Source organism: Calditrichota bacterium (genome assembly GCA_014359355.1).
In the GTDB taxonomy this organism is placed as follows: Bacteria; Zhuqueibacterota; Zhuqueibacteria; order JANLFK01; family Oleimicrobiaceae; genus Oleimicrobium.
In genome coordinates this window covers 1-4366 of sequence record JACIZP010000071.1, presented here as the reverse complement: position 1 = coordinate 4366, position 4366 = coordinate 1, and the positions used below count along the sequence as shown (strand labels likewise).

The window sequence follows — 4366 nt, the reverse complement described above, 5'->3', positions numbered from 1 at the left end:
AGTTCATGGGCGACCAGGTGATGGCTATCTTCTTGGGGCCGAATATGGCGGACAATGCCATTCGCGCGGCCGTAGAAATTCAACGCGCCATCCGCACCTTGAACACCAAACGGGCGCGCGGTGGCCAAGTGGTGTTTGAAGTGGGCATCGGCCTCAACGACGGCCCGGCCGTAGTGGGAAATATGGGCTCCACCAGCAGGATGGATTACACGGTCATCGGCGACGTGGTGAATGTGGCCAGCCGCTTGTGTGCCCTCGCCAGGCCGGGACAAATCATCACATCGGCGAATCTCGTGCACAGTTTGTCGGGGAGCTACCCGCTCGCAAAGCTTGCGCCCCTCCAGGTGAAGGGCAAGAAGGACCCCATTGAGGTCTTTGAAATCGACTATGACCGCGCCATCGTCCTCTGATCGCCCAGCCAAGCATCGCGGCGCACTTTCGTTCCCGGCGGCAGCGCTGGGGCTATTGCTCCTTTTTGCCATGGCTCCCGAGGTGCGAGCGCAACGCCAGCTGCTGCAGTTTCGGCCAGGTCCCCGGGCGCAGGCCTTGGGCGGCTCGCTGGTGAACGACCCGCTGGACGCCACCGCCATCTTCTGGAATCCTGCCGCGCTGGCCCAGCTCACGGAAACCAGACTCACCCTCTCGACGCCGGGGAGGTTCGCGGTGGAGTACGTCGGCGGTTCGCTGTTCCAACCGCCTCGCACAGGAATTGGTTTCGGCCTGGGCCGAGCAGGTGTGGGGACCGAGGCGTACGATTTCGGCTCCCTCGGCTGGGCTCGCCGTCTGGGGAAGAGCCTCTCCTTCGGCACCAGCGTAAGTCTCTTGACCAAGGGGACCGAGTCCTGGCCCACCGCCGGCTTAGGCATTGTCTGGCGACCAGGGGCCGGCGCGGCCTCTTCGCCAAGCTCCGGCAAACTGAGCCGCGCTCTGGCAGGGAAATACACCTTTTCGCTCGCTGCGCACAATATCCCTTTGGTGCTGAGCGACATCGACCACCAGCTGCGCATCGGAGCGGCATTCCATCCCGGCGGTGCGATTCCTGCTTTGCATTTTGCGCACCACGTCCAGCGCGGCCCCGAGTCCACGCACCTGGGGATCGAGTGGTCCCCGTACGGCATACTTCGCCTGCAGACTGGCGTGCAATACTGCGAAGAGCTCACCTGGGGGCTTGGCGCTGCGTTGCGCTGGCGGAACCTCGACGTGGCCATCGCCTATTCCACGCGCGAGCAACGCGTGTTTGCATCTTTCTCCGTGGGCATCGGCGAGGACGCACAGACACTTGCTGCGCGTTCCTATGAACGCGCCACCCGCGCCTTAGAAAGCGGCAACCTCCGCCAGGCATCGCGCGACTTAGACAACGCCCTTGCTTACGGGCTCGACGAGCAGAGTGCCATCGTCTTGGCCGACAGTCTGCGCACGCTGGTCCTGCAACAGGACCGCACCATCGACTCCCTGCTGCAGGTGGCGCAGCGCTTGGAGGACAAGGGATGGCTCCTCAACGCCACGGTCACTTACCTCAAGGTGCTGCGCCTGGACCCGACGCATCCCATTGCCCTGCGCAATGTGCAGGCACTCAAGCCGCGCGTGAACGTCTATGTGGATCAGCTCTATGCCAGCGGCGTAGAGAGCTTCGAGAAAAACGACCTGGATAAAGCCAGAGAAATTTTCCAGACCATTCTGCTCGTCCAGGAGGACCACCAGGGAGCGCTCTCCTACTTGAACAGATTGCAATCGCTCAATCGCGACCGCGCTCGAGAACACTATCTGCGAGGCCACGCCCTGCTCAGCGATGGCAAGGTCAAGGAAGCCAAGCAGGAGTTGGAGCAGGCTTTGGCATACGAGCCCGAGCATGCCGGCGCGCAGCGGTTGCTCCAGGAGGTGCTCACCGAACTGGGGCGGCAACAGAAGCAGGTTGAAGCCCTCCTGGCGGACGCCATTCGGGCGGAACGCTACAACGAGTACCTGCGTGCTTACACAAAGTATCGACAGGCGCAGAGCCTGGATCCAGATAACCAGTCTGCGGCCTTGGGGGTGAAGCGGCTTGGCGAGCGGGTTGCGGCGCACATCAACGCGCGGCTGGCGGCCGGTACTGCTGCCTACCGCCGGGGGGACTATGCAGAGGCACGGCGCCTGCTCAGTCAGGTGCTGCAGCTCGATCCCCAGCATCAGGAGGCTTCGCGCTTTCTGCAATTGAGTCAACAGGCAATCAATCGCTTGGCGGACGAATCCTATGCGCGAGGCATGGCGTATTTCGAGGCGCAGGACTATGCGGCCGCTCTCAGCGAATTCGGCAAAGCCCTGTCGTACAGGCCGGAACATGCGGGTGCGCTCGCCATGCGCAAGAAGGTCGGCGACCTCCTCGGGGTTCAGAAACTCGTGGACCAGGCGCAACAGGCGATGGCCAAAGGCAACCTGGCTGAGGCTCTCCGCCTTTTCACCCAGGTCGTAGAGACCGACCCCTCACACGCGGGAGCAAAAAGGGGAATCAAGGAGTGCCAGGAGCGCATGGCCAGCCTCGCCGAGGAGTACTTCAACCGGGGCATGGCCCTGTACGCGGAAGAGGACTATCGCTCCGCCATCGAGCTCTGGAACAAAGTCTTGGAAATCAATCCGAACCACAACGGCGCGCGCGAGTATAAGAAGAAAGCCCAGGAACAGCTCAGGGCGCTGGAAACGATCCCTTTGCCGCGATAGAAGCTGGCAGGCCGAGGAGGGTGCGCGAAGGTGGCACGTGCTAAAGCTGGCGACACCCTGGGGCGGCTGTTCACGCCTGCCGACCGCCTGCTCATCGTCCTTCTGCTGGCCCTGAGTGCGGGGAGCTTTGCGGCGGTGCAAAGGCTGCGCCCCCTGGGCGAAACGGTGGTGGTGGAGGCGGACAACCGCGAAGTCTATCGCGGCTCACTCCGCGAAGCGCGGCACCTGGAGGTGCGCGGGCCAGTGGGGACCACGGTGGTGGAAATCCAAGGCGGCGCCGCGTGGGTAAGTTCTTCTGACTGCCACTTGCACATCTGCGTGCACACCGGAAAGATCAGCCAAGCCGGCTCTGTGATTGCATGCGTGCCCAATCGGGTGGTGGTCAGGATTGAGGGCCGTCGTCACAACCAGTTCGATGCCATCATCGGATAGAGCTTTGAGGCACACGCTGGGCAACAGGCGAATCGTCTACGGCGCCCTGCTTGTCGCTACGGGCCTTGTCCTGTTTCTGTTCGAGAGCTTGATTCCGCGCCCGCTGCCGTGGATGAAGCCAGGCCTTGCCAATACCGCGGGACTGCTCGCCCTCTACCTCTTTGGCACGCGAGAGGCTGCTGCGGTGACAGTACTCCGAGTCGTGGTGGGTGCCTTGTTCATTGGCACGCTTTTCAACCCCACTTTCTTGCTCTCCTTGGGAGGAGGTATCGCGGCGGTGGTAGCAATGGCGATGGCCAAGTACTTTGGCCGGGAGCTGTTGAGCGTGGTGGGAGTAAGCGTCTGCGGCGCGACGTGCCACAACGTCGCCCAGCTCGGCCTGGCCTACGTGCTTATCGTGCGGCGCGTGGAGCTCTTCTTCCTGTTGCCCGCAATGCTTCTGGCAGCGGTTTTCACCGGCGTGCTGGTGGGCCTGCTCGCCCACCTGGTCCTGACCCATGGACGACGCTTCGTGCCCGTCGTTCACGAGGGAAGCAATGGGATCTCTGGCAGCCTTTTCTGATGAACTGATCGCGCGTTTGCGACAAGCCCGTTCGGTGGCGGTGCTCACCGGAGCAGGCGTGTCTGCGGAAAGTGGGGTACCCACTTTTCGTGGCCCAGACGGCCTTTGGAGGAAGTTTCGTCCGGAGGAGCTGGCCACCTTCGAGGCGTTCCAACGTAACCCCGAATTGGTCTGGGAATGGTACCAGTACCGGCGCACGATCATCCGCGACATCCAGCCGAACCCAGGCCACTTTGCCTTGGCAGAACTGGAGGCGCTGGTTCCCGACTTTTCTTTGATCACCCAGAATGTGGATGGCCTGCACCGCAAGGCGGGCAGTCGGAACGTGCTTGAACTGCATGGCAACATCATGCGCAACCGCTGCACCGCATGCGGCACAATCGTGGCGGATGTGGACGTGACCCCCCAGTCCGGCTTGCCGCGCTGCGCCTGCGGAGGTCTGTTCCGTCCCGATGTGGTGTGGTTCGGCGAGATGCTCCCCATGGAAACGTGGGAACAGGCGCTGGCAGCAGCTCGCCGTGCCGAGGTGTTTTTCTCTATCGGGACCTCGGCAGTGGTTTACCCCGCGGCCTCGCTTCCGCTCGAATCGAAAAGCAATGGCGCATACGTGGTCGAAGTCAACTTCGAGCTGACGCCCCTGAGTGCAGTTGTCCACGAAGCGATTCAGGGCAAGTCGGG

5 protein-coding genes are annotated in these 4366 nt (G+C 62.6%); all 5 read left to right on the top strand.

Annotation, left to right across the window (positions count from 1 at the left end; translation table 11 throughout):
- Window positions 1–410 (top strand): adenylate/guanylate cyclase domain-containing protein (locus H5U38_03165; protein ID MBC7186014.1); only part of this gene is annotated, 410 nt, incomplete at its 5' end.
- Window positions 388–2694, top strand: a complete 2307-nt coding sequence (locus H5U38_03160; GenBank protein ID MBC7186013.1) for a tetratricopeptide repeat protein — start codon at window positions 388–390, stop codon at window positions 2692–2694. The genes H5U38_03165 and H5U38_03160, both read left to right, overlap by 23 nt.
- 30 nt (window positions 2695–2724) lie before the next feature.
- Entirely contained in the window at window positions 2725–3126 is a 402-nt protein-coding gene (locus tag H5U38_03155) for a NusG domain II-containing protein (protein MBC7186012.1), read from the top strand.
- 4 nt (window positions 3127–3130) lie between these two features.
- Window positions 3131–3688, top strand: a complete 558-nt coding sequence (locus H5U38_03150) for a Gx transporter family protein (protein ID MBC7186011.1) — start codon at window positions 3131–3133, stop codon at window positions 3686–3688.
- On the top strand, window positions 3663–4366 hold a 704-nt coding region (locus tag H5U38_03145; GenBank protein MBC7186010.1), incomplete at its 3' end, for an NAD-dependent deacylase. The genes H5U38_03150 and H5U38_03145, both read left to right, overlap by 26 nt.